Origin of the sequence: Pseudoalteromonas sp. Cn5-37, from assembly GCF_021532495.1 — a bacterium.
Classification (GTDB): Bacteria; Pseudomonadota; Gammaproteobacteria; order Enterobacterales; family Alteromonadaceae; genus Pseudoalteromonas; species Pseudoalteromonas simplex.
Window position 1 is genome coordinate 186,547 of record NZ_JAKGBA010000005.1, and the last position, 26,465, is coordinate 213,011.

Here is a 26,465-nt window from a genome sequence, read left to right on the forward strand (position 1 = left end):
AGCCAGTTGCTGACTGGCTCATCTATTTTTTAAAGCTTACACTTTCCAAAAAATGCCTTTGCGGTAGCAGCCGTACATCACACCATAAGACACCATTAAAAACAGCAGTGAAAAGCTAAATGAAGCGAGGTAATCATTGCTGATCACTAATTGTATTAAGCCATAAATACTGCCTTTTAAACTGCTATCGCCGAGCGGGATCATAATTAATAGTCGTGCAAACACGCCCGCAAACATAAAAAATAATATCGCATTCGCACCAAATACAATAAACGGAGCGCCCCAACTACGCAGCTTATAAATATCTAAAATAGCACTGCACAGTGCATAGAAAATCGCTGCAAGCCCTGAGCTGAGTAGCACATAGCTCGGCGTCCATAAGGCTTTATTGATAGGTGTTATTGGTGCAATCGCATAGCCAGCAATAATGGCTAATGTGCCCAGTAAGATAAGTGTACGGGCTTGTTTTTTAAGGTCGGGTTGCTTAGTTAAATAAACCGCAGCCAATATGCCGCTTAGCGCACTTGCAATGGCAGGCAGTGTTGAGAACAGTCCTTCAGGGTCAAATGGCAGTGGCTTAGCATTGGCATAATACAGGTGATGAATACCAAGTACGGTATTGTCTATGAAGGCACTTAAGTTATTGCCATGTAGCCATAAACCACTCACTACCTCGCCGTTTGGCAAGGTATACGGGATATAAAGCATGGCAGCGCCGTAAAACAATAAAAGAGTGATGCAAGTTATGGCTATTTTCTTAGGTGATAAATAAAGATAACAACACAGAGCTACTAAATAGACCAAACCGATACGTTGCAGCACGCCTAACACGCGCAGCTGCAATAACTTGTCATCACCCCAGCTAAAGGAAGGGTCTCGAAAGTTGTAATAAAACAAAGCTAAAAACCAACCGAGGGCAATGAGTTTAATGGTACGAATAACCCCTGCTTTTAGTATGTGTTGATCACTGACCCCTTTAGCACGCAAGCTATTTACTGATAGCGTGATAGACATGCCGACAATAAAAATAAAAAACGGAAAAATTAAATCGGTAGGTGTCCAACCATGCCACTGTGCATGTTTCAAAGGCCAATACATCGCTCCCCAGCTGCCAGGGTTATTCACTAATATCATTGCGGTAATAGTCAAACCGCGCATTACATCTAACGCCATCAGGCGATGTGAAGGGAGTTTATTGATGATCGCAGAGTTATGTTTAAACATGAAAAATTTCTATATTTTTTCTTTATTGTAATAAATTATTCCTTTTGGGCAAGTTTATTTGTCAATATAAATTTTGATTTTATTGCATTATCATTGAGCTAAATCAAATTATGACGAAAGTTTTATAGAGGCTGTAGTGATAAATTGCTAGTATAAATGTATTAGATGTACCCGATATGGACATTGGGCTTTGATGTGAGAATTACAGTGCTTAATGGTCTTAAGGCAGGTTTAAATCTGCGCCGCTTAATTTTATTATTAGCGTTTTCGGCAACGCTAATCACCTTTCTAAACAGTTATTACTCGAGCTATCAAGTTCAAAAGCAACAACTAATAGATAAAACGCTTGAAAATCACAAAGCTTACGCAGCTAAACTGGTATCGGCCACCGATAATTTTTTATTGGCGGCGCAGCAGCAACTGGCTTATGTAGGTAAAATTCTTGAAAATGACTTTAATAATCAAGGGTTGATAAATGCTGAAGCAGAACGATTGAGGTTACAAACTAACAGTTTTAACTCGACCATTATTGTTAATAAACAAGGCGATATCTTAGGGGTATCACCGCAATCCTTAAAACTTAAAAATCGCAAAGTTGATAGTTTTGGGACTAAAGCTGCGCTTTCTTATCGAACCCCGATGATCAGCGAACCGTATATTTCGATGGCGGGAAATTTGCTGATTTTTATTTCTCAGCCTTTATTTGATAAGCAAGGTGAATTCATTGGCTATGTCGGCGGTACATTATATTTGAAGCGCACAAGCATTCTAAACCAGCTTTTACAAGTTCACTATTATCGCGATGGTTCATATTTATATGTTGTTGATGAGAATCATCGCTTGCTTTATCACCCTGATACAAAAAGGATAGGGGAGCAAGTTTTTGAAAACCCTGTGATCAAGGCTGTTTTGAAAGGGCAAGCCGGAACTGAACTATTAAGTAATAGCAAAGGGGTTGAAATGTTGGCTGGCTTTGCTCCTTTAACCGTTGCTCCTTGGGGAGTCATTGCACAACGACCCCTTGAAGACACATTAGCACCGCTTGATAATTTAATGTGGCAAGTCTTCATAAAAACGGCGCCTGTGGGTGTCATCACTTTAATATTAATTTGGGTATTAGCTAGAAAAATAGCGAGCCCATTGAGGCAACTTGCTGAAACCGCAAATACGTTGGATAGGCCAACCACAACACGCGAGTTAATGCTAATTCGTTCATGGTATTTTGAAAGTAATGAGCTTAGAAAAGCAATGTTAAAGGGAGTTGGTTTATTACACAGTAAAATTGGTTTGTTACGTCAAGAAGCACAGACAGACTCACTAACAGGGTTACACAACCGTAGAAGCTTTGATGCGCAGTTAAGTCATTTTATTGCACAGCGCTGCCCGTTTGCAGTTTTGGCAATCGATATTGATCACTTTAAGCGGGTAAACGACGAATTTGGGCATGATATTGGTGATGTGGTATTGCAGTCGCTTGCTAAAATTTTGTTAGATGTAACTCGTGATAGCGACGTTGTTGCTCGTACTGGTGGAGAAGAATTTATTGTGATCATGCCAAGAGTTGAGGTCAAACGGGCGTATCAGCTTGCAGAACGCTTGCGGATGCGGATATCTGAAAGCTACATTGACCCTGTTGGCTGCATTAATGTATCTATTGGTATATCTGGTTGGCCGATTGAGCAACTGAACATTGATGAAGTACTTAAGCTCGCTGACCAAGCCTTATATCAGGCTAAAAAAACGGGCCGCAATCGTTCTGTAGTTAATGCAAGTTATGGGCAAGATTTCGCAACTATTTCTGAGTCTCCAATCTTGGAATAAGTTATTTAATGTGCAATAGTGAACGTTATTAAGTTATTTATGGAAAACCAAAATGGCATTCACTTTTTTGACTCGTTTAACTAAATCCATTTCCTTGTTAAGTATTGCTGTTATTTTAACTGGCAATGTTTATGCAGACTCAAGCGATGATAAACGTAGCGAATTTGTGGATGTTGGTGCTTTGCTACCTAATGCTGTGTTAGATATTCGTTATTTTGGCCATCACAACTTTGTTGGCAAACCAGTTGATGGTTACAACGCGCCAAAATGTTTATTGCACAACAGTGCTGCTACAGCCCTTAAAAAAGTGCAAGTAGCAGCGCAAACCCAAGGCCTGAGCTTGAAAATATATGATTGTTATCGCCCGCAGCGCGCTGTTGATCACTTTGTACGTTGGGTTAACGATTTAGAAGATACCCGCACTAAAGCTGAGTTTTATCCAAACTTAGGCAAAGACAAACTGCTTGGTGATTACATCGCTGCTAAATCGGGTCACAGCCGTGGTTCAACGATTGATTTAACCTTAGTTGATGCAAAAGGCGAAGAGCTCGATATGGGCTCACCATTTGATATGTTCGACACTCTTTCTAACACCGACGACCCACGCATTAGTGCAGAGCAAAAAGCCAATCGATACAAATTAAAAAGCCTGATGACTGAGGCCGGCTTTGCGCCTTATTCAATGGAATGGTGGCATTTTACTTACAAACCGCAAGCATACCCCGCAACCTATTTTGATTTTGTGGTGGAGTAGGTAAAACAGCTTAAAGCTTTCAGCTGTAAGTTTTAAGCCGAAAGTGTTGTTTTTGAATGTTGAGTTAGCTTGATTAAATGGCGTTGAATGTTAGACACGCCATGCAAGCATGACGCCTACGGTTTGATGTAGGCGTGAAACTTGTTTCACGCGTCTGACAGCTCCTTCTAGAACCTAGCGCATCATGACGCGGGCTAAACCCGCTGCTACAGGCTGACAGCTTCTTCACGTTGGGTTTCGCTGCGCTCTACCCAACCTACATCACCTCTTTTACCGGTGAATAATCAACTTTAATTTCAACAATATCGACATTGGCATTTTGTTTAAAAGCGTTTTGCACTTTTAATAAATCAGTGTCTTTTTCTGCAAGGTAACGATAGCTTTTGTTGGTCATTTTTTTCAGCGCATATTGACTGCTAAGCTCTACCGGTAAGCTATTTTCTTTTAGCGTTAAGTAAATTGCACCCGTTGCAATGCCGCGCTCTTGCATTGCGTGATTAAAGACTTCTGTGCCCTTGGTTAAAGTAGGTGCATCAAAGGTAATTTTTTCGCCATTATTACTAAAAGCGTTCGTAAATTTTTGCTTGTTGATTTCGACTGATTTTTTAACATCTTTAACTGAAGTTTGTTCTTTTTGTGAACTGGTTGTTGGTTGTTGTACTGTATCTTGCTCGCTTATTTCATTTTTTTGACAGCCAGTCATTAGAGCTAAAGTCAATATAATGAATTGTATTGTAGGTGTTTTTTTCATACCTCACCTGTTTTTTTGTTACTTTTTTTTACAATTAATTCTGTTTTTTAATTGTTCTATTAGGTACATTGGAATTGGTTATAATTGTTAACCGAAAATAAAAATATAACAATAGGGAACGTAAATAATGTCACAATTTAAAGTAACAGCAGTTGCTACTATGGTAACGGCTATTTTGGCATCATCTCAAGTACAGGCAAGCGAACAAACTCGTTTTTATAATACTTCAAGCGTTAGCTCACAAGTGCAATTCAACCCCCAAGTATCTCAACAACGTGCATTAGCTGAGCGAAGAACTGTTTCGGGTCACAAATCAATTTTCGATGAGCAGTTAGGTAAAGCTACGTTCTTATGGAAAGCAGTTGGTCAAGCTAAACCTGATATGGCGATGGTGCTTCCTGAGCAACGTAATGCCTATGCTGCAGATTTTTATTTAAATGCCTTAACGGGTGTTAGCACTGCGAAAAAAGGTTTTTCAAGTGCTGTATTAACAGATTTATCTGAGCAAAAACTTGGCTCAATCACAGCTAAATACAAGCAAAAAGTACTCGGCGTTGAAGTTTTCAACCGTGAATATAACCTGATTATGGACAAAGAGCATAATTTAGTTGCTGGCTCTGGGTATTTCGCAAATAAAGTGACGAGTTCAGTTGCTCCTCTAGGTGAGTTCACAAGTGCTGAGCAAAGCATTAAACGTGCAATTAAAGAACTTGCTGATATCAATGTGTCGTTAACTAAGTCAACTGAGCAAGGCGACTATGTTAAATATACTGTGTCTAACCAAAGTGGTGACAAAGTTGTATTAGGTCAGCCACGTGCTAAGAAAGTATTCTTTGAAGTAGCGGGTGAGCTGCAATCTGCATACTATGTTGAAGTCGAAGTTGCTGATAAAAACAGCCTGGAAAGCGATTACTTCAGCTACGTTATTGGCGCGCAAAACAGCAAAGTTTATTTCAAGAAAGACTTAAAAGCACACGCGGCAGACTTTAACTACCGTGTATGGGCTGACGAAGATGGTTACCCGTGGGAAGGTCCACACGGTGACGTGATCCCAGCTGATGGCCCAGATCAAATTGATGAAACTGAAATCCTAGATGCACCACTTGTAAGCCTGTCTTACTACAAAAAATTAAGCACGATGGATCCATGGCTTGCTGATGATGCTACAACAACATCAGGTAATAACGTATTTGCTTATGCTGATGTTATCGCACCACAAGGCTTTACAGAAGGTGACTTCACAGCTGAAACCACATCAGATTACACATTTGACTACCCTTATCAAGTTGATCAAGTAGCAAACAGCTACGACAACCGTAAAGCAGCTATCGTTAACTTGTTCTATATGAACAACTTCTTACACGATTTCTTCTATGACCATGGTTTTGACGAAACATCAAATGTTGCGCAAGTATCAAACTACGGCCGTGGTGGTGTAGAAGGCGACCCTATCGAAGCGCAAGCGCAAGATAATAGCGGTTTAAATAACGCTAATATGGCAACCCCTGCTGACGGTGCAAGCCCACGCATGCAAATGTATTTATACAACTCGAAAGATGCGAAAGTGGGTGTGGATTTTGGTGTGGTTGTTACATCTGACGAATCAATTGGTCTTCTAGAGTCTTCTAAAGTATCAGGCTTTGGTCAAATGCAATTTGCTGATATCGCAGGCGAAGTTGTTCGTCTAGTTGATGGCGATGATGCCGATTCTGGTAGCGTAACAGATGGTTGTCAACCAGCAACAAATGCAGCTGAACTTGCTGGCAAAATTGCGCTAGTTGATCGTGGCTCTTGTAACTTCACAGCAAAAGTACTACACGCTCAAGAAGCGGGTGCAATTGGTGCTATCGTTGTAAACAACAACCCTGATACAGATGAACCAGCGCCGATGGGCGGTGAAGATGATGCCGTTATCATTCCTAACATGGGTCTGAACTATGCTGACGGTCACGCACTTTACGATGGTATCGCTGCAGGCGACACTGTTACTGTGAACATGTTCAACAAAGCAACGTTAAAAGACGGTACGCTAGATAACGGTATTATTGCTCACGAATGGGGTCACTACATCAGTAACCGTTTAGTGGGTAACTCATCAGGTCTTATCAACTTCCAAGGCCGTGCGATGGGCGAAGGTTGGGGTGATTTCCACTCACTTATGTTCATTGCTAAAGCTGATGACATTAACATTCCAGGTAACGACAAGTTCCAAAAAGCCTACGGTAGCGGTACTTTCGTAGAAGATTTCTACTACGGTATCCGTCGTGTTCCATATTCAACTAATATGGAAGTAAACCCGCTGTCTTTCCGCCACATTACTGAAAATGAAGGTGCTGATGTAGGCATTGCACCAACAAGTGTTGCTTCACCACACGCAGCAGGTGAAATTTGGGCAACTATGCTTTGGGAAAGCTATGTAGCACTTATCAACGAGCACGGCTTTGAAGACGCGCAAAACCGCATGGCTAACTACTTAGTTGCTGGTTACAAGCTAACTCCGGTTGCTCCGCTATATACAGAAGCACGTGATGCTATCTTAGCTGCAGCGTACGCAGTAGACCCAGAAGATTACAAACTAATCTTAGGTGCATTCGCTAAGCGTGGTATGGGCTTAGGTGCTGTAGCACCAGAGCGTTTCAGCGAAGATTTAACCGGTGTTGTTGAATCAGACAAAATGAAACTTGCTAGCTTCACATTGAAAGATGTGGCAATGAATGCAAACTACAACGGTGCTGAATTAGGTTATTGTTCAAACGATAACGTGCTAGATAAAGGTGAAACAGGCACATTAACGGTTAGCATCATGAACACAGGTAGTGAAATACTAACGGGTACACAAGCACAGTTAACAGTTGTTAGCGGTCACGATGTAACGTTCGAAAATGATGGTTTAATTACATTCGACGATACAAACCCGTATGCTTCACAAACAAGCGCGCCTATCACGTTTACGCTAAATGATGCAGGCACTGCTGATACACTTGAAATCGAAGTGTCATTCCCTGAACTGTCTGCTGATGACGAAATTGTTGAAGCAGCAACCGATAAAGTATCTTATCTTGTGAACATGGACTTTGAAGATAAAGCACCAGTTAGTTCACAAACTGCTGACGATATGGAAATTGCAGGTGCATCATTACGTGACTGGAAAGAAAACGTAATGACAGGTGATGACCTAGCCGTTGGCACGCAAAGCATGGCAAAAGGTGGTTATGTTCCATTTTTTGATAGCTTTGGGTTTGGTCTTGGCGAGCAAACCATGTACCTAAATAACAATGACTTCCAGTCTGATGTTGCAATCGAATCAAGAGAGTTTGATATCGGTTTTGCGGGTGACTTTGAAGTTTCATTCTGGCACTTCTACCTAATCGAAAACGAGTGGGATGGTGGTGTTGTAGAAATCAGCGTAAACGGCGGTAACTGGGTTGATGTTACTGAAATGGGCGGTACATTTGATGTGGGTTACGATGGCCCTCTAATCGAAAACGACGCGCAAGCACTACAAGATCGCGATACCTTCACAGGTAACAATGTTGATGAAAACGATGTGTATGGTAACTACGAAACAATTCGTTTCGGAACTGAACTAAACGGTAACCGTGCCAAGCTTCGTTTCCGTATTTCATCTGATAATGCCGTTAGTAGCTTTGGCTGGTGGATTGATAACGTAACTGTTAGCAATGTAACGACACCAATCTTCTCAAATGTGATTGCTGGTGATACATTCGCTTGTGATAATGCACTACCATTACTTTCGGTAGCAGGTGATGCGACAGTGTCTGAGTCAGCTTCAGGCACATTAACAGCAACAGCGTCAGACCGTAACAGTGATGACACACTAAGCTATGCATGGACGCAACTAAGCGGCACAACTGCAACACTTACAGGTGCTGATACTGCGACTCTAGGCTTCACGCCTGGTGCTATCTCAAGTGATGACGAGTTAGTATTTGAAGTAACAGTGAGCGATGGTACAGACTCTGTATCTGAGCAGTTCACTGTTGCCGTAACTAACGAAGCTGAACAAGAAGAAAGTAATGAAGAGAAGAAATCTAGTAGCGGTAGCTTTGGTTTCTTAACACTACTACTTGCACCATTAGCGCTTATCGGCCGTCGCCGTAAACGTAAATAAGACTTTTAAATAGTGATAACAAAGCCCTTACAGTTCGCTGTAAGGGCTTTTTTGTTTTTAAGTTAGCGAGGGGAAAGTTAGCGAGGGGAAAGTTAGCAGCGACTTTACATCGCGTCCTAGAGCCCAGAACCTAGCACCTTTTCGTAGGCGTGAAACTTGTTTCGCGCGTCTGACCGCTGATAGCTGAAGGCTGACAGTTTCTTAATGTTGGGTTTCGCTGCGCTCTACCCAACCTACGTGGAGAGTCAACAGGTTGAATGCTGTGGGGTTATAAACACTCGATAACCCCACATTTCTGACTTATAGCTTAGAGCTTACAACTGAAAGCTTAAGGTAAGCTATTGAACCGTTGCTTTTAGGCCGCGGCGTTTTAATAATGCTGACGTGTCTGGCTCTTGACCGCGGAATGCTTTGTACGATTCCATTAGGTCACGTGAGTTACCGACTTCTAAAATTTCTTTACGGTATTTATCACCGATTTCACGTTTTAGACCGCCTTGCTCTTGAACAAAGGCAAAGGCGTCTGCTGCTAAGATTTCACTCCACATATAAGCATAGTAACCCGCTGAATAACCGCCGCCCATTGAGTGTGAGAAGAAGGCTGACTTATAACGAGGTGGTACAAATGCTACATCAACACCATGTTTTGCAAGCGCTTGTTGCTCAAACTTTTCAATGTCTTGTAAAGGAGCATCAGCAGAGAGTGAATGCCATTCCATATCAAGTAGTGCAGCAGCAACGTATTCTAGGGTATCAAAACCTTGGTTGAAGCTACGTGATTGAATTACTTTTTTCAGTAGCTCATCAGGAATTGGCTCGCCAGTTTTATGGTGTTTCGCATAGTTAGCGATAACTTCAGGGTACATGGCCCAATCTTCTTCAAATGTTGATGGGAATTCAACGAAGTCACGTGATACTGAGGTGCCAGATAGAGTAGGATACTTCACGTTTGAGAACATGCCGTGTAAGCCATGGCCTAGCTCGTGGAAGATCGTTGTTGCTTCATCATAACTGATAAGCGTAGGTTCGCCATTCGCGCCTTTTTGAATGTTCATTACGTTTACGACAACTGGCTTTTGTTCTTTAAGGCCTGATTGTTTAACGAAAGAAGTCATCCAAGCACCACCACGTTTACCTTCACGCGCGAAGTAGTCAGCAAAGAAAATGGCTAAGCTTTTACCATTTTCATCAAATAACTCATAGGCTTTTACATCCGGGTGATAAACCGGAATATCGTTACGTGGTTTAAAGGTGATACCGTATAAACGGTTCATGGTGAAGAATACGCCGTCTTCTAAAACTCGGTTGAACTCGAAATATTCTTTCACTGCATTTTCGTCAAGGTTATATTTATCTTTACGCACTTGCTCTGCGTAGAATAACCAATCCCATGGCTGTAATTTGAACTGCTCACCTGACTCATCAATCTTAGCTTGAATTGCAGCTGCTTCTGCGTTGACGTTCTGCATTAATGCAGGGATCATGCTCGCAAACATATCAAATACAGCGTGTGGTTTTTTCGCCATTTGCGACTCTAAACCAAAATCAGCCCAGCTGTCGTAACCTAATAGTTTCGCTTTTTGAGCACGTAAGTGAGCAAGTTCTGCCACGATATCACGGTTACTATTTTCGCCCGATAATGCACGCTCAGCTGATGCACGCCATACTTTTTCACGTAAATCGCGGTTTTTCAGTGTTGCCAGAATAGGCTGACGCGTGGTGTTTGTGATCTTAATTAGGTATTTGCCTGGATGGCCAGCTTCTGCAGCGGCATTGGCAAGCTGCTCAATTTGACCTGCTGGTAAGCCCTCAAGCTCTGCTTTGTCATCCACTAAAACAACATTTGTTTTAGTCAGCGCTAATAAGTTTTGTGAGAACTGAGTTGTTAAGCTCGAGTGCTTTGTATTGATATCACGAATTTGTTGTTTTTGCTCTGCACTTAATTTTGCACCAGCACGCACAAAACGTTTGTAGTAAACGTCTAATAAACGCTTTTCTTCAGCAGTTAAGGCAAGGCTGTCAGCTTCGCTGTGAATAGCCGCTACTTTCTCAAAAAGTGCTTTATTTAAGAAAATGTTGTCGCTATGAGCCGCTAGTTTTGGCGCTAACTCTTTTTGTAATTCACGACGTGCCGGGTTTGAATCCGTACCCGCTAAGTTATAAAAAATACTGCGTGTGCGTGTTAATAGCTCACCACTTTTCTCAAGCGCAACAATCGTATTGGCAAAATCAGGCTTTGCTGGATTGTTGATAATAGCTTGCACTTCAGCCATTTGCTCAGACATGCCTTTATTAAATGCTGGCATGAAATGTTCATCTTTAATCGCACTGAAATCAGGCGTTTCGTATTGTAATACGCTTTTCACAAACAGTGGGTTAGCTTGCTGTTCGGCAGCAACAGGTGCTGATTGCTCTGATTTAGGCGTTGATGTTGTTGTTTGCGGTTCTGAACAGGCTGTGAGTAACAGCGCAGAACTGATCGCGGTTGCGATTAGGTGTTTCATAGTTTTTCTCTTGTCATTTTTAAAATTAAATTATGTCGATATAACCTTGCACATACGTTTTATAAGCTCTTGATTTGCATAGCGGTTAAAACGGATTACAAAAAGATGCTAAAAAAGCACTTATATGAGGCAGGTATCACCATGTGATCAATGAGCCCAGCATACTGTGTCTTATTACAATTGACCTCATACGTTGCGATAAGGTGATTATTGGCTGCGATAAGCCGTTAAAATTCTCTAAGATGGGAAAGCCACTTATAACTTTACAGCTTAAATAGCTCGACCCAATTGATCTTTTTGACTCATAACAGTGTCCAAATAAAAACTTTGTGGTATGTTATATTGTAACAATTTAGTCTGCAATCAATCTTGCCATGGAGTGCATTTTTTTACGATAAGTTGCAAATGTTGCTGAATAAGCAAGGAGTCATATGGCTATCATAATTAAACATGCCAGCGTTGTTAATGAAGGACAGCGCGAATTAAACGATGTACGAATTGTTGGCAATCGAATCGCTGAAATTGCCAAAGATATCAGTGCCAAGGCCAATGATGAGGTAATTGATGCAAGCGGTCTGTTGCTATTACCAGGCATGATCGACGATCAAGTTCATTTTAGAGAGCCAGGCCTTACCCACAAAGGCACGATTGCCAGTGAATCTGCCGCGGCAGTGGCAGGTGGCATTACAAGCTTTATGGAAATGCCTAATGTCTCACCTTCGACTACCACGGCAAAAGCACTTGCTGATAAATACGCGATAGCAGCGCAAACGAGCGCTGCGAATTATGCGTTTTACTTTGGCGCGACCCCAGACAACCTCGATGAAATTAAAGCTCTTGATGCTAAAAATGTATGCGGCGTTAAAGTGTTTATGGGAGCATCAACAGGCGATTTACTAGTTGAACATCCTCATGCCCTTGAAGCCATTTTTCGGGAAAGCCCAGTACTCATTGCCACCCATTGCGAGCAAGGGGAGGTTATTCAACAAAATCAGCGCCGAATAGAAAAACGCTATGGTGAGTTACGAATAGAACATCACCCGTTAATTCGTGATGAGTTAGCGTGTTATGCATCATCATCGTACGCCGTATCGCTGGCAAAACGCTATGGCTCGCAGCTGCATGTTTTACACCTTACAACAGCAAAAGAGCTAGAGCTATTTAGTAACGCACCTATAGAGCAAAAACACATAACCGCCGAAGCTTGTGTGCATCATTTGTGGTTTAACCAAGATGATTACACACACTATGGCAATCAAATTAAATGTAACCCTGCCATAAAATCAGAGCAAGATCGCCAAGCGCTACTCGCAGCAGTACGCGATGGTCGCATTGATATTATTGCCACCGATCATGCCCCTCATACTTGGCAAGAAAAGCAGCAACAATACAGCGCTGCACCAGCAGGACTCCCGCTCGTCGAGCATGCATTACTATCGTTACTTGAGCAGGTAAAACGTGGTGCGTTGAGCCTAGAGCAAGTCGTTGAAAAAACAGCGCATAACGTGGCAAAGCGATTTGCTATCGAAGATCGAGGGTTTATCAGAGAAGGTTATTTTGCTGATTTAGTCCTGGTTGACCCAAGCGCAGAAAAGCACGTTGAGCACACAAACACACATTACTTATGCCAATGGACTCCTTTCAATGGCACTACTTTTTCACACCGAATTACACATACCTTTGTAAATGGTGAGTGTGTCTTTGATGGACAGCACGTATACCCGCACAAGCAGGCCGCTATGGCCTTAACATTCAATCGTTAAAAGAAGTTGATATGCAATTACCCGATATTACCTCGCACTCTAATGTAGATTTTCAGTCGCCTTTAAAATGGGTTGGCATGGAAAAAATAGCATTGCCTTTGAAACTTGCACAACCTCATGTTGATGTGCACCTGAATGCCAAAGCCGATATTTTTGTTAGCCTTGATAGTGATGCTAAAGGCATTCATATGTCGCGTCTTTATTTATTACTTAATCAGCTATTGGCTAATCAAAGCTTATCGACTAAGCGTATTAACGAGTTTATGGAAGCCGTTTTAGCATCACAAAAAGGCTTAAGTAAAGGCGCAAAACTGGTGCTGCATTTTGATTTACCCGAGCTAAAACCAGCACTCCTTAGCGACAATGCCGGATACAATGCTTACCCTGTTGTTTTAACGATAACTAAGAAGCAGTCGATGACTATCAACTTAAAAGCTGATGTAGCCTACAGCAGTACCTGCCCGTGTTCAGCGGCATTATCGAGGCAGCTTTTGAGTGAAGCGGTCGATAAGCAATTTAGCGATGAGCATATAGATAAAGCCTCTTTACTCAGTTGGCTTGCAAGTGAGCAAGGCTCTATTGCAACTCCCCATAGCCAGCGTTCTTATGCTTATATTGATGTCACTTTTAGTAGTGAGAAGCTACCTGATATTGGCGGCTTTATCACAGTATGTGAACAAGCTATTGGTACCCCTGTACAAACGGCCGTGAAGCGTGAAGATGAACAAGCATTTGCTGCCCTTAACGCAAAAAACTTATTGTTTTGCGAAGATGCAGCAAGGCGATTAAAACAGTGTTTCGAAACCATGCCGAGTATTGCTGATTACCAGTTTAAGGTCGAACACCAAGAAAGCTTACATGGCCACAATGCTGTGGTTCATGAATCTAAACATTAAGCTGATGAGTCTAAGTATTAGGCTCATGAACCTAAAATGGTTTACAAATTTTGACATTAGCGGTCGCAAAATATTGCTATTCATTTTCACAATGATAATGATACGAGCGCTAAAAATGATAAACATAATAATATAAAGGACGACTATGCGTTTTAAATTTATTGCTGCTGCAGTGGGTCTCGCTGTAGCAAATGTTGCTGTTGCCGACGAAGGCATGTGGCAGCCTCACCAGTTACCAGAGCTTGAATCAGTGTTAAAAGCGAAAGGCTTGAGCATTGATGTAGAGTCAATTTCAAAACTGACTGAGTTTCCGATGAATGCGGTAATTAGCCTTGGTGGTTGTACAGCTTCGTTTGTTTCACCAAAAGGCTTAGTTGTCACAAATCATCACTGTGCCTATGGTTCGATTCAATATAACTCGACCACCGAGAACAATATTTTAGAAAATGGCTTTTTAGCTAAAACTACCGGTGAAGAAGTCCCTGCTGCGCCGGGTTCTCGTGTTTTTGTAACAGAGCAAGTAACTGACGTTACAGATAAAGTAAACCAAGGTACTGAAAAGCTAACGGGTAAAGCACATTTTGATGCTATTCAAGCAAATGAAAAAGCACTTGTTAGTGAGTGTGAGCAAGACCAAAGCTACCGCTGTAATGTGTATACTTTCCACGGTGGTCTTGAGTATTACCTGATCAAATCGCTAGAAATCAAAGATGTGCGTTTAACGTATGCACCCGCTATGGGCGTCGGTAAATACGGCGGCGATATCGACAACTGGATGTGGCCGCGTCACACAGGTGATTTCTCGTTCTATCGCGCGTATGTTGGCAAAGATGGCAAGCCTGCTGAATATTCAGAAGACAACGTGCCGTACCAAAGTGATGCGTTTTTAAAAGTAAGCGCTAAAGGCGTTCAAGAAGGCGATTTTGTGATGGTGACCGGTTACCCAGGCAGCACAAACCGTTACCGTATTTCGCCTGAAGTTGACTATGTGTTTAACACGGCCTACCCATTAGCGCGTAAGTATAATTCGAAATATGTCTCGTTAATCGAAGAAAATGCACCAGAGGGTTCAGAGGCACGTATCGCTTACGAAAGCACGATTGCGGGTTATAACAACTACATTAAAAACTACGGTTCAATGATTGAGAGCTTTAACAAAGGGTCAATGTATAGCCGTAAGCAACAATTCGAAAAAGATCTCACCGCGTGGATCAATGAAGATAGTAAGCGCAAAGCTAAATACGGACAGGTACTTGCTGATTTATCTGCGCTAGTTGCACAGTCGCAAGAGCATAACCAGCGTGACCGTATGTTAGGTTACGTACACCGCTCACAAATGATCTCAACTGCTCGACGTTTATACCGTTTAGCTTACGAAAAACAAAAGCCAGATGCTGAGCGTGAAAGCGGTTATCAAGAGCGTGATATGCCACGTATCGAGTCTCGTTTAAAAAGCATGAGCCGTCGTTATGATGAAGCCGTTGATAAAGCTATTTTACTGTACTTTATTGAGCAATATGCTGCATTACCTAAAGACGAACGAGTTGCAGAGGTTGATAAAGCTCTTGGTCTAACTAACGGTTTTGATAAACAAAAGCAGAAAGCCTTGCTTGATGATATGTATGCTAAATCGGTTCTTGCAGATGAAAGCAAACGTTTATGGATGGCAGATCTTGACCTTGCTCAGTTAAAACAAAGTAGCGATCCATTTATTCAGTATGCGCATGCAATCTTTGCGGTCACAAAAGATATTGAAGATGCGAAAAAAGAACTGGCTGGTAAACAGCAAGCTGCTCGCCCTGCATTAATGGAAGCAATCATCGCTTATAACAAGGCACTTAATAAGCCAGTTTATGCTGATGCTAATAGCACCTTACGTGTAACTTACGGTACGGTAGGCGGCTATTCACCGCAAGATGGCTTAGTGGCAACCCCCTTTACATCTTTAGAAGGACTACTTGCTAAAAACACCGGCGTTGAACCATTCAACTCACCAGAGAAACAAAACGAGTTAATTAAGCAAAAGCTTTATGGTGATTACACCGGCGGTATGAATACTGTTCCGGTTAACTTTTTATCGAACGTCGATACTACAGGTGGTAACTCAGGCTCTCCAACGTTAAACGGTAATGCTGAGCTCGTTGGTTTATTATTTGATGGTGTTTACGAAAGCATTATTGGTGATTGGGATTACGATGAGAACTTAAATCGCTCAATTCACGTTGATTCACGATACATGTTGTGGGTAATGGATAAAGTTGATAATGCTCAAAATTTACTTAAAGAGATGACTATCGTTAATTAACCTGAGTTTAACGTTAATTTTAGTATTAAAATGCCAGTCACACAGACTGGCATTTTTGTTTTTAACATTAAGATATAGTATTTGACTTATTCTGGTAACTCTATATAGTGAGCGGTAGCTAAAAAGCGTGTAATTAAATCTTTATTTCGTTGTTGTATAAGTAATACTTGTAGTACCGTCCTGAAGTTTTTAAGTTCCATCTGATTTTTTGCTACACCCGCCCACTACGGGCAATATTTAATTTTTTATATCAGGAATAATACTATGTCTAACATCGTATCAGGTACAGTTAAGTGGTTTAACGAATCTAAAGGTTTTGGTTTCATCGAGCAAGAAAATGGTCCAGACGTTTTCGCTCACTTCAGCGCTATCCAATCTGAAGGTTTCAAAACTTTAGCTGAAGGCCAACGTGTAGAGTTCACTCTATCGCAAGGTCAAAAAGGCCCTCAAGCGGACAACATCAAGCCGCTATAATTTTACTGAAAAGTAAAATAGAGAAGAAGCAAGCTACGGCTTGCTTTTTTTATGTCTAAAAATTGACTGGGCTAGTTAATATTTCTATATTTAATGCAGCTGTGTCATTAGAGTGTATTAATTATTTTAAAATTTTTGTTGTTAGCGTGCCTAAGCTTTGCACCTGTAGTGCTTGCAAAAGAAAGTGTCACCATTTACACCGAGCATTTCCCGCCATATAACTTCTCAAATAAAGGGCATTTAGAGGGTATTAACTTAAAGTTTGTTAAGGCCATGTGCATCGATGCCAAAATTAAGTGCAATTTTGAGCTCTTACCTTGGTCAAGAGCATTCCACTTGGCGCAACAACAGCCCTTGTCAGGGTTAGTCTCTACAGCCCGAATTACGCAAAGAGAAAAGCTGTTTAACTGGGTAGGGCCGTTGGCCTCATCGCGAAATTTCTTTTATAGATTAAAATCAAATGAGCGTATTAATCCACTTGATCTACCCCAGGTAAAAGAACATAGCCTATGTGTTGTGCGTAATAGTATCTATGAGCAATTTGTAGAAACAATTGGTTTTAGTGATGGTAAAAATTTGCTGAAAGTGAGTCATAGTTATGAGTGTCTTAATTTATTTTTCAAAAATAAAATCGAGCTAATTATTGGTTCAGATCTATCATTTGATTATCAGCTAACTCAATACGGGCACCCTGGGCGAGAAGTCGTTAAGCTAGTTGAGCTTCCTCTTAACGATACATTAGGGAATTACTTAGCATTAAATAAAAACATACCCATCGATGTAGTTGAACGTTTGCAATCAAGTTACGAAAAGCTAATCGCTCAGGGTAAGTTAGACTTTTTTATTGAGCAATATAGTAATACCAATTCAAAATAATTCTTATTAGTCATCGTTAGCTGTTTAAGCTATCGGTAGCTGAGTACTACTATCATGGTGTTGTTTAAAAGGCACTGGGGGTTGTTAAGAGTAGCAAATAACGAATTTTTTTGCTCTTACTTAAGGCCTATTTGTTCGCATGACCTGACTATATAGCGTTGATGCCTGAATCTCAGCAAACGCATTTTTTAATGCATTGATATGGTGTGGGTTAGTATTTTTGTTTGCAGCCAGGAACCCTTTCATCGCTAAAAAATCAATTGCAAAGGCAAAGTGTAAGCGCGATTCATCAAGGCCTAATTCATTAGCCATCGCGGCGATATAGTTTTTATCGTCAATGATTAAATCAACCTTCCCCGACATCAACAACTGATATGACTTATTGATGTCTGAAGTATACACAACAGTGTAACCGCGCTCAGTTAAGCGTTGTGCTGCTAAGTCATGACGCTGAACTGCTATCTTGTATTGTTTGGCTTGCTCATTGGAGGTGATGTTTATATCGCGGCGTTCGCTTAATTTCACAAAGCCCATTTCATAGGTGGCTACTTCACCAATCCAATAGAAATGATGTTCACGCTCTGGAGTTTTAGCCATGCTGTAAATGAAAGTATTCGGCTTTTTTAGTGCCATATTATAAGCACGGGCCCAAGGGTAGAGCTCTATATTGGCATTTAAGTTTGCTTTGGCAAAAATAGCTCTTACTAATTCAGTGCTTTTACCGGCAACTTGGTTATTGATCAAGGTTTGATTGGGCGGTGATAGTTCGGTAACAACGGTTAGGGTCGGCTTGCAAAGGGCTGGCCAACTTAAGAAAAAGGTTAGTATATAAATTCTAAAATAGTTCATTTATGCACTTAAAAGGATTTAGTAAATAAATCTTAGCACATAAAACGATAAAAGGGCCTTGCGGCCCTTGGTGAAGTATCGTTCAAGTCAGATAGACCTTTAACCCCTTAAAGTCCTATCCTATTGTTTTGCAACTACGGCTCATCTCATTAAGTTTCTAAGCTAGCGAGAGGAAAAAACCTGCAATTGCTGCACTCATGAGGTTAGCCATAGATCCTGCTAACACTGCTCTGAGCCCTAAGCGTGCGATATCCTTTCGCCGACTAGGCGCCATACCGCCTAATCCACCTAGTAAAATTGCTATCGATGATAAGTTAGCAAACCCACATAACGCGAATGTGACAATCGCTTGTGTGTGCGCACTTAACGTATCGCGATAATTAATAAAGTCGAGGTAAGCAACAAATTCGTTAACTACAACCTTCTGACCTATAAAACTGCCTGCGATTACTGCTTCGTCCCAAGGTACACCTAATAACCATGCAACCGGAGCGAATACGTAACCTAAAATTTCTTGTAGCGTTAATGTTGGATGATCAAACCAACCACCAATACCGCCTAATAACCCATTTAGAAGTGCAATAAGTGCTACGAAAGCCAGTAACATCGCACCTACGTTCAGTGCTAGTTGCATACCGTTTGCGGCACCTGATGCGGCAGCATCAATTACGTTTACCGGTTTTTCTTCTTGTACGTCTAAATCAGCTAAATCTTCTTTTGGTGTTTCGGTCTCTGGCACAATCATTTTTGCCATTAAGAAACCACCTGGTGCCGCCATAAAGCTGGCTGCAATTAAGTATTTAAGCTCTACACCAATTGTTACGTAACCTGCCATAACAGAACCTGCTACGGTAGCAAGGCCACCTACCATTACCGCAAATAGCTCTGACTTAGTCATGCTGGCGATAAATGGCTTAACAATCAATGGTGCTTCTGTTTGACCAACGAAAATATTGGCGGTTGCAGAAAGCGATTCAGGGCGCGAGGTTTTCAATAGCTTTTGTAAGCCACCGCCTAGAATCTTGATTATCCAATCCATCACCCCGATGTGATACAACACAGCAACAAGTGCTGAGAAGAACACGATAACGGGCAATACTTGTATCGCAAAAATAAACCCTAAGGTATCTTGCGATGCCAGTGAGCCAAATAAGAAGCTAATCCCGTCATTGGCATAACCAATAACTGATGAGACTCCTCGTGACATACTTGCCAGTACGTTTTTGCCCACTTCGAAGAACAAGACAAAGCCACCAATTAACACTTGAAGTAAAAAGGCGATGCCTACAGTTCTTAAATTAATTGCTTTACGGTTTGTTGAAGCCGCAAAAGCAATGCCTAGTAGCACAACAATGCCTACTAAGCTCATAAATGTTGTCATACTGACTGTTTCCCGTTGTTATTGTTGCAGTAAATATTTTATTTTACTTTTAATTATATCAATGGCAACGCGATTCATACCGCCGCGTGTGACTACGAGATCAGCTTTGTGCTTAGATGGCTCAATAAACTGATAAAACATAGGTCGCACTGTCGCTTGATATTGATCAACAACGGACTGTAATGTTCTGCCACGCTGCTCCATATCTCGTTGCATACGGCGCATAAGGCAGATATCTAACGGTGTATCAATAAACACCTTAATATCAAATTCTTTTCGAAGTGCCGGATCACTCAGTAGCAAAATACCTTCAACGATAAGTACTTTTGCAGGTGCCACTCGACGCGTTTCATCGCTTCGGGTATGCATTGCATAGTCATAAGTTGGTACGTCTACTGATTTTCCAGCGCGCAATTGAAGTAAGTGCTCATGCAAAAGCTCATGCTCGAAAGCATCAGGGTGGTCGTAATTGGTTTGCGTTCGATGGTCAAACGGCAAATGCGACTGGTCTTTGTAATAAGCATCTTCTTCGATCACTGCGATCGCGCCCGGTTCAAGCTCATTGACTAATTCGTTATAAATTGTCTTGCTAAAAAGAGACTTGCCCGACGCAGATGCGCCAGCAATAGCTATAATTGTTCGTGTCACTAAAGTTCTCGCCCACACAGAAGGAAACATTGTTAGGTAGATCACAATAGCAAAAAAGACACGATTAATCTCTTTTGCTTCGCTTAGAGATGCAAATTTATAATGTTTCCGTTTTATGAAACAGGACTTATGTCCTGTACCAAAAATTCAAAGAGCATATAAAGTATTCACATATTGATAACGAGGTACCCATGGCAAGAGCACTCATCTTAATGGCAGATAGCCTAGGAATTGGCGCAGCACCTGACGCAGAAAAGTTTGGTGACGTAGGTGCAAATACCTTCGCTCATTTACTTAAAGCCTATGCAGAAGAAACTGGTGAGCACTTATCGCTTCCTAATCTTACCCGTTTAGGTTTAGCTGATGCATGCGAAGCCGCAGGTAAAGAACCTTGTTTAGTCAGTGACCGCCAAGCACCTATTGGCGCATGGGGTTACGCTAAAGAGTTATCAAGTGGTAAAGACACGCCTTCAGGACACTGGGAAATGGCCGGTGTACCTGTGTTATTTGATTGGGGTTATTTCCCAAACACACAGCCGTGTTTTCCACAAGAATTTGTTGATGAGCTAATTGCTCGCGCAGAGATTCCTGGCATTTTAGGTAACTGTTATGCCTCAGGAACGACCATTTTAGAAAAGCTAGGTGAAGAGCATATGCAAACCGGTATGCCGATTTGCTACACCTCAGTTGATAGCGTGTTTCAAATAGCCGCGCACGAAGAATCATTTGGACTGGAGAAACTTTATCAGGTTTGCGAAATCGCACGGGCGCTGCTTGATGAAATGAACATAGGAAGAGTGATTGCGCGGCCATTTTTGGGTTCGAGCCGTGACGATTTTGCCCGTACAGGCAATCGTCGTGACTATTCGGTGTTACCTCCGTCGCCAACCTTGCTTGATAAATTATCGCAAGACGGCGGTGAAGTGATCAGTATTGGTAAAATTGCCGATATCTATGCGCACCAAGGCATCACCCAAAAACACAAAGCGCCAGGGTTAATGAACTTGCTTGAGAAAACCTCAGAAGTAATCGCAAGCGCACCTGACCATAGTTTGATTTTTACAAACTTAGTTGATTTTGATGAAAAGTACGGTCATCGCCGTAATGCAGTTGGCTATGCTAAAGCATTAAAAGAGTTTGATGATTACCTACCGACCATTTTAAATCAGCTAAATAGTGATGATGTGTTAATTATCACGGCCGATCACGGATGTGATCCAACAGCAGCAGGCACTGACCATACACGTGAATACGTGCCAGTACTTGCATACCAACCGGGAATGACAAACACCCCGCTTGGAGAACGAGCTAGTTTTGCAGACATAGGTCAAACCCTTGCCCAGTGGTTTAATCTTCCTGCACTTGAATACGGTGATAGCTTTAACGACAAGCTATTAGCGAACAAAAAAGGAAACCAATAATGAGTACTCCTCATATCAGCGCCAATGTAGGCGAATTTGCAGAAACGGTATTAATGCCGGGTGATCCGCTTCGCGCTCAATACATTGCTGAAAACTTTTTAGATGACGCAAAACAAGTAACAGGCGTTCGTAATATGTATGGTTTTACCGGTACCTACAAAGGTAAGCCAGTGAGTATTATGGGTTCTGGGATGGGTATTCCATCAATGTCAATTTATGCCCGTGAATTGATCGTTAGTTACGGCGTTAAAAATCTAATTCGTATTGGTACCTGTGGTGGTATTGGTAGCGATATCAAAATCCGTGACGTTATCTTTGCACAAGGTGCAAGCACAGATTCAAACGTAAACCGTGCACGTGTACGTGGTTACGATTTTGCCGCAATTGCTGATTTTGGTTTATTACTCAACGGCGTAAACGCAGCAAAAGAATTAGGCATTGAAGCTAAAGTAGGTAATGTATTTACAACAGATACATTCTACCAAGCAGATAACACATTCTATCAAGAGTTAGACAAGCTAGGCGTACTTGCTGTTGATATGGAAACAGCTGGCATGTACGGCGTAGCTGCTGAATACGGCGCAAAAGCGATGGCACTATTTACTGTAAGTGACCACGTAATCACTGGTGAAGCAACACCAAGTGAAGAGCGTCAAAGCACCTTTAACGAAATGGTTAAAATTGCTTTAGAATCAATTTAAATAAGTTCCTTGGTAACGTATTCACTGAAATTTGGAAACACGCCCAAAGTGAAGTGAGACTAACCTCAAAGCCGCATTTATGCGGCTTTTTTTATGACTATGTATTTATGCTCGCAACCGCCCCTTAAAACTTGAAAATTCAAGCAATTGTTGCCACTTTTAGTAGAGGAACAACAATTAAGGATGTGTATGTCTAATTGGGTTGAAGCTAAAGTTAAAGATGTTAAATGGTGGACCGACTCACTATTTAGCTTAATTGTTAATGCCGATGTTGAACCATTTGTAGCAGGGCAGTTTACAAAGCTTACTATGCAAGTGGGTGATAAACGGGTTGCACGTGCATATTCTTATGTTAATGCGCCGAATAATCCCGACCTCGAATTTTATCTGATTAATGTTAAAGACGGTCAACTTTCTCAACAACTTGCGCAATTAAAGCCGGGTGACTCAGTGACTATAGAGCGCCGCGCGACAGGCTTTTTTACCCTTGATGAAGTGCCAAGCAGTGAGCAGCTTTATATGCTGAGTACAGGTACTGCGCTTGGGCCTTTTATATCAATATTAGAGCAGGGCGAAGTGTGGCAAAAGTTTGAGCATGTTCACTTAGTGCATGGAGTTCGTTTTAATGAGGACTTAAGTTATCAAGCGCGCATTAAAGCACTACAGCAGCAGTACCCAAATCTTTACTACTCACCTGTAGTCAGCAGAGAGTCAGCCACAATCGGTTTTAATGGCCGGATCACTGACGTAATAAAAGACCGTCGCTTATTTGATGTAGTAGAGCTTCCTGTTAAACCTGACTCGACACAGTTCATGATTTGCGGTAATCCAGAAATGGTAAAAGATACCACGGCCATTTTGTTAGAGCTTGGTTTTAGCCGCAACAGACGTCGTGAGCCTGGGCAGATCACCGTTGAGCAATATTGGTAAAAAACTATGCCAAACTGTGAGAATTTGCTACCTTAACGCCTTAAATCAGGCATGATGTATTTAGGAAAAGTATGAAACCGTTATTTTTGGCAATTAGTTTATTATTCTCTTGGCAGTCATTTGCTAGTGAAGAAACCACTGAACAAGCCGAGCCTCAAACTAGCCATGAACAAAAAGCCGAAAAGAAAGACGTACCTAGTTTAGAGTTTATTGAAGAAAAGCCAGTAACAGAGCAAAAAGTAATTTCTGAATCTAAGAAAGAGGTCGCAGAAGTTGATGATAGTAAAGTACTCGGTACTCAAACGCCTACACCTGCCGAGCAACCAAAAACAGTTGAAGAAAAGCAGCAAGCAGTTGATGAGGCTGAAAAGGCTGTAAAGCAAGCAAAAGAGGCGCTAACAGCCAAGCAACAAGAAAAAGCGCGTCAGTCACGAGAATCAATCGCTGTAATTGAGCAATTAATAGCAGCATATAATGCTCGTAATATTGATGCATTTATTAAAATGTATGATGAAAACGTCGAGTTTTACACATTCCCAAATGAGTTAATGTTCACAGGGAAAGAAAAGCTTATAGCTCGTTATGGCATCATGTTTAAAAAGCTTAAATGTATAAAATCGTCTCCAATTAAACGAATTGTGCATGGAAATATTGTGATTGACCATGAGCTATCAGAGACTTGTTCACAAGACCCTAAGGTGGTTGATAAGCGAGCTGAATTTGTCACTAGTTATAAAATAGAAAATGGTAAAATAACCAAAGTGTTATTCTTCCGCTAGAAAAAGAGCAGCCCAGCTGCTCTTTTTTTATGGGTGAAAGTTAGTGGGTTCAAGCTAGCGAGTTTCGAGATATGAGGTAGCAGCGATTTTACATCGCGTCCTAGAACCTAAATCCCAGCGCCTATGACGCGGGATAAACCTGCTGCTACATGTAGGCGTGAAACTTGTTTCGCGCTATTAATCTTCATTAATTTCAGGAATTACACCGTTTAAACGGGTGATATCTTCATCACTAACGTCTGCAAAATGTTTAAAGTGAGTCGGCCAATCTTTGCAATATTCTTCAATCTCTTTAATGATGTTTTTTGCTGCTGAATTTGCTAACCCAAATCGCTTAGCCTGAGATAAAAAATTGCTTTTACTTGCATAACGGCCATCATCACCAAAGCCAAGACCATGTTGTTTTGAGTTGTTTATTGGAGTGATGTCATAGGCTGGACTTAATCGCCAATTTTTTTGTGAAAATGAATATAGGAATGCATGATTGCGAGTGTGATCATCTGTATTACCAATATACGCATTGAACACCATTCGCTTAAACAACTCTTCAGCATCACCTGCATTTTGCATTGTTTGATGCCTTATAAATTCAGCTAATTGACCATATGAGTAGTCACTTGAAAGATCACTCATAGCAACTTTGGGTTTTTGAAGTAAGCTATTCGCACTTAAAAAGTGGTGTGTTGGTAACCCATTACTAACATCAAACCGCTCAACAAGTAGCACATCACCGGTATGTGTTTTATGAATAAAGGTAGGAGCCGTTCGAATACCAAGCTGTTCCGCCATTTTCATTGCAGCATGTTCAGCTCTGACTAGATTGAATAAATCATCTTGGCGATTGAATTTTGCTAAGTAGAGTTTGTTGTCAATTTGTATAGAAGTTTTTGGTCTAGCTCCCCCCATGCTTTGGCCAAATTCAAATGCTTTCTTAGCTTCATCAGAAATTGTTTTATTTGCCAGCAAGTCATCTTTAGCTTGGTCTAGCAAGGCTAAATCAGACAAGGTGTTTTTGTTAGTTTTATGCTTTGAGGCACTTCGCGAGAGACTAAAAACAAGGGCTCCTACGCCATACCCAGACCCGGCTAATAAAAATTCTAACTCGTTTTTGGGTTTTGTAGTATGAAGCGAAAGAATTAACTTGCGCCCCCACGAGTCAGCTCCTGCATCACTCAATACGCCAAATACACCTCTGTTTGCGCTGTAACTGAAAATCCCCGATTTTAATGGCAGATGTATTGGATCTAGAGCAAAGGCATCGCTTCGGGCTAAATAGCTCTTACCATAGTTGAACTCACCGCGACCTGATTGATTATCTAATTTAAAGTAACCACAGATAACGGGTTTTTCTTCTAAACCATCTATAAAAACATAGCACTCAGAAGTCATCATTGATTTCCTGTGGTGAATTTCGTTTGCGTTGGCGAGCATTGTATCCACCTACGTCGGCCGCTAATTCATTTATTTCATCGAGAAGCGATCCCTGTAAGTTAAGTACAACCAGCGCTTCAAAAAGAATGTCACTTTTCACAACATCACCTTGCTCTAACTTTTGTACTGTCGAACGTGATACCCCAATCATTTTCGCAAATGTACTTTGCGTATAATGAAGAGTTCGGTGCTGGCGAATCAAATCTCCCAGCTTTTGTGCCATTTTTACAGCCTGTTTAGAACGCATATTGATTACTTTTTTAATCATTAGATACTTAATGATTAGTTTAGCGGTATTTGGTTTTTTTGCAATAGAGGGGGATTAAGTTAGTGGGTTCAAGTTAGCGAGAGTAAAGTTAGCGAGTTTCAAGGGGAAAGAGTAAAGTTAGCGAGTTTCGAGGTACGAGGTAGCGGCGATTTTACATCGCGTCCTGGCGCCTAGGACCTAGAACCCAGAACTCGCCTATGACGCGGGATAAACCCGCGGCTACATGTAGGCGTGAAACTTGTTTCGCGTGTCAGATCGTCTCTATATGTTGGGTGTCGCTCCGCTCGACCCAACCTACCTGGAAAGTGAATAGGTCGAATGCTGAGAAGAACAATCGACCTTAATAATCCCACATTTCGGCTGATATCTAATATCTGACCTCTAACGGCTAAAAGCCAGCGATTTCACATCGCGTCCTAGCGCCTAGAGCCTAGTACTTCATCACACAAGTTCTGACTAGTTGAGGGCACCATAAGCCCTCTGAAGTTTTTCACGAGCTAATTCAACATTAAACATCCAGTTTATACTTGTTCTTTCTTTATTCCGGCTCCATTCCC

20 protein-coding genes are annotated in these 26,465 nt (G+C 41.5%); 12 read left to right on the forward strand and 8 right to left on the reverse strand.

Features of this window, described 5'->3' with window-relative positions; genetic code table 11:
• Positions 1–36: 36 nt before the first annotated feature.
• On the reverse strand, positions 37–1,224 hold the full coding sequence (locus tag L1266_RS09765; protein WP_235377436.1) for an acyltransferase family protein: 1,188 nt from the start codon (positions 1,222–1,224) through the stop codon (positions 37–39).
• 195 nt (positions 1,225–1,419) lie between these two features.
• On the opposite strand from L1266_RS09765, the gene L1266_RS09770 reads away from it, so the two are divergent.
• Both L1266_RS09770 and L1266_RS09775 read left to right on the forward strand, forming a co-directional pair.
• Positions 1,420–3,045 (forward strand): sensor domain-containing diguanylate cyclase, encoded by a 1,626-nt coding sequence (locus tag L1266_RS09770; protein WP_235373207.1) that lies wholly within the window; start codon positions 1,420–1,422, stop codon positions 3,043–3,045.
• A gap of 52 nt (positions 3,046–3,097) precedes the next feature.
• The gene (locus L1266_RS09775; RefSeq protein WP_138600131.1) at positions 3,098–3,799 is read left to right on the forward strand and encodes a M15 family metallopeptidase; all 702 of its coding nucleotides are present in this window, start codon (positions 3,098–3,100) and stop codon (positions 3,797–3,799) included.
• Positions 3,800–4,055: 256 nt separating this feature from the next.
• On the opposite strand, the gene L1266_RS09780 is transcribed toward L1266_RS09775, so the two are convergent.
• On the reverse strand, positions 4,056–4,550 hold the full coding sequence (locus L1266_RS09780) for a hypothetical protein (protein WP_235377437.1): 495 nt from the start codon (positions 4,548–4,550) through the stop codon (positions 4,056–4,058).
• Positions 4,551–4,677: 127 nt separating this feature from the next.
• On the opposite strand from L1266_RS09780, the gene L1266_RS09785 reads away from it, so the two are divergent.
• The gene (locus tag L1266_RS09785; RefSeq protein ID WP_235377438.1) at positions 4,678–8,682 is read left to right on the forward strand and encodes a rhombosortase-dependent M36 family metallopeptidase; all 4,005 of its coding nucleotides are present in this window, start codon (positions 4,678–4,680) and stop codon (positions 8,680–8,682) included.
• A gap of 338 nt (positions 8,683–9,020) precedes the next feature.
• Here the strand turns inward: L1266_RS09785 and L1266_RS09790 are convergent, their stop codons facing one another.
• Positions 9,021–11,186 (reverse strand): M3 family metallopeptidase, encoded by a 2,166-nt coding sequence (locus tag L1266_RS09790; RefSeq protein WP_235377439.1) that lies wholly within the window; start codon positions 11,184–11,186, stop codon positions 9,021–9,023.
• Between the two features lie 431 nt (positions 11,187–11,617).
• Between L1266_RS09790 and L1266_RS09795 the strand changes: the two genes are divergently transcribed.
• The 5 genes from L1266_RS09795 (at position 11,618) to L1266_RS09815 (ending at position 17,500) form a co-directional block, all read left to right on the forward strand.
• On the forward strand, positions 11,618–12,949 hold the full coding sequence (locus tag L1266_RS09795) for a dihydroorotase (RefSeq protein ID WP_235377440.1): 1,332 nt from the start codon (positions 11,618–11,620) through the stop codon (positions 12,947–12,949).
• Positions 12,950–12,960: 11 nt separating this feature from the next.
• Positions 12,961–13,845: a GTP cyclohydrolase FolE2 gene (gene folE2, locus L1266_RS09800; protein ID WP_235377441.1), complete on the forward strand. Its 885-nt coding sequence runs from the start codon at positions 12,961–12,963 to the stop codon at positions 13,843–13,845.
• Between the two features lie 145 nt (positions 13,846–13,990).
• On the forward strand, positions 13,991–16,150 hold the full coding sequence (locus L1266_RS09805; protein ID WP_235377442.1) for a S46 family peptidase: 2,160 nt from the start codon (positions 13,991–13,993) through the stop codon (positions 16,148–16,150).
• Between the two features lie 264 nt (positions 16,151–16,414).
• On the forward strand, positions 16,415–16,624 hold the full coding sequence (locus L1266_RS09810; protein ID WP_054553399.1) for a cold-shock protein: 210 nt from the start codon (positions 16,415–16,417) through the stop codon (positions 16,622–16,624).
• A 168-nt stretch (positions 16,625–16,792) separates the two neighbouring features.
• Positions 16,793–17,500, forward strand: a complete 708-nt coding sequence (locus tag L1266_RS09815; RefSeq protein ID WP_235377443.1) for a substrate-binding periplasmic protein — start codon at positions 16,793–16,795, stop codon at positions 17,498–17,500.
• Positions 17,501–17,620: 120 nt separating this feature from the next.
• Here L1266_RS09815 and L1266_RS09820 read toward each other — a convergent pair whose 3' ends face one another.
• The 3 genes from L1266_RS09820 to udk all read right to left on the reverse strand — a co-directional run bounded on the left by L1266_RS09820 (position 17,621) and on the right by udk (position 20,378).
• Positions 17,621–18,349, reverse strand: coding sequence for a substrate-binding periplasmic protein (locus tag L1266_RS09820; RefSeq protein WP_082389269.1), 729 nt, complete (start codon positions 18,347–18,349; stop codon positions 17,621–17,623).
• 157 nt (positions 18,350–18,506) lie between these two features.
• Complete coding sequence (locus L1266_RS09825) at positions 18,507–19,730, reverse strand: NupC/NupG family nucleoside CNT transporter (protein WP_054553401.1); 1,224 nt, start codon at positions 19,728–19,730, stop codon at positions 18,507–18,509.
• A gap of 18 nt (positions 19,731–19,748) precedes the next feature.
• Complete coding sequence (udk, locus tag L1266_RS09830; RefSeq protein ID WP_054553619.1) at positions 19,749–20,378, reverse strand: uridine kinase; 630 nt, start codon at positions 20,376–20,378, stop codon at positions 19,749–19,751.
• Positions 20,379–20,569: 191 nt separating this feature from the next.
• Between udk and L1266_RS09835 the strand changes: the two genes are divergently transcribed.
• The 4 genes from L1266_RS09835 (at position 20,570) to L1266_RS09850 (ending at position 24,209) form a co-directional block, all read left to right on the forward strand.
• Positions 20,570–21,799: a phosphopentomutase gene (locus tag L1266_RS09835; protein ID WP_138618996.1), complete on the forward strand. Its 1,230-nt coding sequence runs from the start codon at positions 20,570–20,572 to the stop codon at positions 21,797–21,799.
• A complete protein-coding gene (gene deoD, locus L1266_RS09840) occupies positions 21,799–22,500 on the forward strand; it encodes a purine-nucleoside phosphorylase (protein WP_036972525.1) in 702 nt (233 codons plus the stop codon). The genes L1266_RS09835 and deoD overlap by 1 nt, the downstream gene beginning before the upstream one ends.
• Positions 22,501–22,689: 189 nt before the next feature.
• Positions 22,690–23,430 carry a ferredoxin--NADP reductase gene (locus L1266_RS09845; protein WP_235377444.1) on the forward strand — a complete coding sequence of 247 codons (741 nt, stop codon included), beginning with the start codon at positions 22,690–22,692 and terminating at the stop codon, positions 23,428–23,430.
• A gap of 71 nt (positions 23,431–23,501) precedes the next feature.
• Positions 23,502–24,209, forward strand: a complete 708-nt coding sequence (locus tag L1266_RS09850; RefSeq protein WP_054553404.1) for a nuclear transport factor 2 family protein — start codon at positions 23,502–23,504, stop codon at positions 24,207–24,209.
• Between the two features lie 177 nt (positions 24,210–24,386).
• On the opposite strand, the gene L1266_RS09855 is transcribed toward L1266_RS09850, so the two are convergent.
• Both L1266_RS09855 and L1266_RS09860 read right to left on the reverse strand, forming a co-directional pair.
• Positions 24,387–25,598, reverse strand: coding sequence for a type II toxin-antitoxin system HipA family toxin (locus tag L1266_RS09855; RefSeq protein ID WP_138600156.1), 1,212 nt, complete (start codon positions 25,596–25,598; stop codon positions 24,387–24,389).
• Entirely contained in the window at positions 25,588–25,887 is a 300-nt protein-coding gene (locus L1266_RS09860) for a helix-turn-helix transcriptional regulator (protein WP_235377446.1), read from the reverse strand. Before L1266_RS09860 ends, L1266_RS09855 begins: the two co-directional genes overlap by 11 nt.
• Positions 25,888–26,465: the final 578 nt, after the last annotated feature.